The organism is Pseudomonas sp. PB103, from assembly GCF_009764635.1.
In the GTDB taxonomy this organism is placed as follows: Bacteria; Pseudomonadota; Gammaproteobacteria; order Pseudomonadales; family Pseudomonadaceae; genus Aquipseudomonas.
In genome coordinates this window covers 1-3,255 of sequence record NZ_RWIL01000143.1, presented here as the reverse complement: position 1 = coordinate 3,255, position 3,255 = coordinate 1, and the positions used below count along the sequence as shown (strand labels likewise).

Annotated in this window: 2 rRNA genes; both read left to right on the top strand. The window is 51.4% G+C overall.

Annotated elements, in window-relative coordinates:
* The first annotated feature begins 64 nt into the window (after positions 1-64).
* Positions 65-2,958 (top strand): 23S ribosomal RNA (locus EJA70_RS25715).
* 151 nt (positions 2,959-3,109) lie between these two features.
* Positions 3,110-3,225, top strand: a 5S ribosomal RNA gene (rrf, locus tag EJA70_RS25710).
* The last annotated feature ends 30 nt before the right edge of the window (positions 3,226-3,255 follow it).

Here is a 3,255-nt window from a genome sequence, read left to right as displayed (position 1 = left end):
TGAGAAATTCGAATTTTCGGCGAATGTCGTCTTCACAGTATAACCAGATTGCTTGGGGTTATATGGTCAAGTGAAGAAGCGCATACGGTGGATGCCTTGGCAGTCAGAGGCGATGAAAGACGTGGTAGCCTGCGAAAAGCTTCGGGGAGTCGGCAAACAGACTTTGATCCGGAGATGTCTGAATGGGGGAACCCAGCCATCATAAGATGGTTATCTTGTACTGAATACATAGGTGCAAGAGGCGAACCAGGGGAACTGAAACATCTAAGTACCCTGAGGAAAAGAAATCAACCGAGATTCCCTTAGTAGTGGCGAGCGAACGGGGACTAGCCCTTAAGTGGCTTTGAGATTAGCGGAACGCTCTGGAAAGTGCGGCCATAGTGGGTGATAGCCCTGTACGCGAAAATCTCTTAGTCATGAAATCGAGTAGGACGGAGCACGAGAAACTTTGTCTGAATATGGGGGGACCATCCTCCAAGGCTAAATACTACTGACTGACCGATAGTGAACTAGTACCGTGAGGGAAAGGCGAAAAGAACCCCGGAGAGGGGAGTGAAATAGATCCTGAAACCGTATGCGTACAAGCAGTGGGAGCAGACTTTGTTCTGTGACTGCGTACCTTTTGTATAATGGGTCAGCGACTTATTTTCAGTGGCGAGCTTAACCGAATAGGGGAGGCGTAGCGAAAGCGAGTCTTAATAGGGCGTCTAGTCGCTGGGAATAGACCCGAAACCGGGCGATCTATCCATGGGCAGGTTGAAGGTTGGGTAACACTAACTGGAGGACCGAACCGACTACCGTTGAAAAGTTAGCGGATGACCTGTGGATCGGAGTGAAAGGCTAATCAAGCTCGGAGATAGCTGGTTCTCCTCGAAAGCTATTTAGGTAGCGCCTCATGTATCACTGTAGGGGGTAGAGCACTGTTTCGGCTAGGGGGTCATCCCGACTTACCAAACCGATGCAAACTCCGAATACCTACAAGTGCCGAGCATGGGAGACACACGGCGGGTGCTAACGTCCGTCGTGAAAAGGGAAACAACCCAGACCGTCAGCTAAGGTCCCAAAGTTATGGTTAAGTGGGAAACGATGTGGGAAGGCTTAGACAGCTAGGAGGTTGGCTTAGAAGCAGCCACCCTTTAAAGAAAGCGTAATAGCTCACTAGTCGAGTCGGCCTGCGCGGAAGATGTAACGGGGCTCAAACCATACACCGAAGCTACGGGTATCATCTTCGGATGATGCGGTAGAGGAGCGTTCTGTAAGCCTGTGAAGGTGAGTTGAGAAGCTTGCTGGAGGTATCAGAAGTGCGAATGCTGACATGAGTAACGACAATGGGTGTGAAAAACACCCACGCCGAAAGACCAAGGTTTCCTGCGCAACGTTAATCGACGCAGGGTTAGTCGGTCCCTAAGGCGAGGCTGAAAAGCGTAGTCGATGGAAAACAGGTTAATATTCCTGTACTTCTGGTTATTGCGATGGAGGGACGGAGAAGGCTAGGCCAGCTTGGCGTTGGTTGTCCAAGTTTAAGGTGGTAGGCTGAGATCTTAGGTAAATCCGGGATCTTAAGGCCGAGAGCTGATGACGAGTGTTCTTTTAGAACACGAAGTGGTTGATGCCATGCTTCCAAGAAAAGCTTCTAAGCTTCAGGTAACCAGGAACCGTACCCCAAACCGACACAGGTGGTTGGGTAGAGAATACCAAGGCGCTTGAGAGAACTCGGGTGAAGGAACTAGGCAAAATGGCACCGTAACTTCGGGAGAAGGTGCGCCGGTGAGGGTGAAGGACTTGCTCCGTAAGCTCATGCCGGTCGAAGATACCAGGCCGCTGCGACTGTTTATTAAAAACACAGCACTCTGCAAACACGAAAGTGGACGTATAGGGTGTGACGCCTGCCCGGTGCCGGAAGGTTAATTGATGGGGTTAGCTAACGCGAAGCTCTTGATCGAAGCCCCGGTAAACGGCGGCCGTAACTATAACGGTCCTAAGGTAGCGAAATTCCTTGTCGGGTAAGTTCCGACCTGCACGAATGGCGTAACGATGGCGGCGCTGTCTCCACCCGAGACTCAGTGAAATTGAAATCGCTGTGAAGATGCAGTGTATCCGCGGCTAGACGGAAAGACCCCGTGAACCTTTACTATAGCTTTGCACTGGACTTTGAATTTGCTTGTGTAGGATAGGTGGGAGGCTTTGAAGCGTGGACGCCAGTCTGCGTGGAGCCAACCTTGAAATACCACCCTGGCAACTTTGAGGTTCTAACTCAGGTCCGTTATCCGGATCGAGGACAGTGTATGGTGGGTAGTTTGACTGGGGCGGTCTCCTCCTAAAGAGTAACGGAGGAGTACGAAGGTGCGCTCAGACCGGTCGGAAATCGGTCGTAGAGTATAAAGGCAAAAGCGCGCTTGACTGCGAGACAGACACGTCGAGCAGGTACGAAAGTAGGTCTTAGTGATCCGGTGGTTCTGTATGGAAGGGCCATCGCTCAACGGATAAAAGGTACTCCGGGGATAACAGGCTGATACCGCCCAAGAGTTCATATCGACGGCGGTGTTTGGCACCTCGATGTCGGCTCATCACATCCTGGGGCTGAAGCCGGTCCCAAGGGTATGGCTGTTCGCCATTTAAAGTGGTACGCGAGCTGGGTTTAGAACGTCGTGAGACAGTTCGGTCCCTATCTGCCGTGGACGTTTGAGATTTGAGAGGGGCTGCTCCTAGTACGAGAGGACCGGAGTGGACGAACCTCTGGTGTTCCGGTTGTCACGCCAGTGGCATTGCCGGGTAGCTATGTTCGGAATAGATAACCGCTGAAAGCATCTAAGCGGGAAACTAGCCTCAAGATGAGATCTCACTGGAACCTTGAGTTCCCTGAAGGGCCGTCGAAGACTACGACGTTGATAGGTTGGGTGTGTAAGCGCTGTGAGGCGTTGAGCTAACCAATACTAATTGCCCGTGAGGCTTGACCATATAACACCCAAGCAATTTGAGTCGAAAGGCCAGATTGCGGTGTGTGAAGACGAAACGAACCGAAAGTTCGATGTTCACAAAACACCGAAAGCTGTCACATACCCAATTTGCTGAAGCGAGGCCATCTGGTCACGACTCAGTACCCGAATTTCTTGACGACCATAGAGCGTTGGAACCACCTGATCCCATCCCGAACTCAGCAGTGAAACGATGCATCGCCGATGGTAGTGTGGGGTTTCCCCATGTGAGAGTAGGTCATCGTCAAGATTAAATTCCGAAACCCCAATTGCGAAAGCA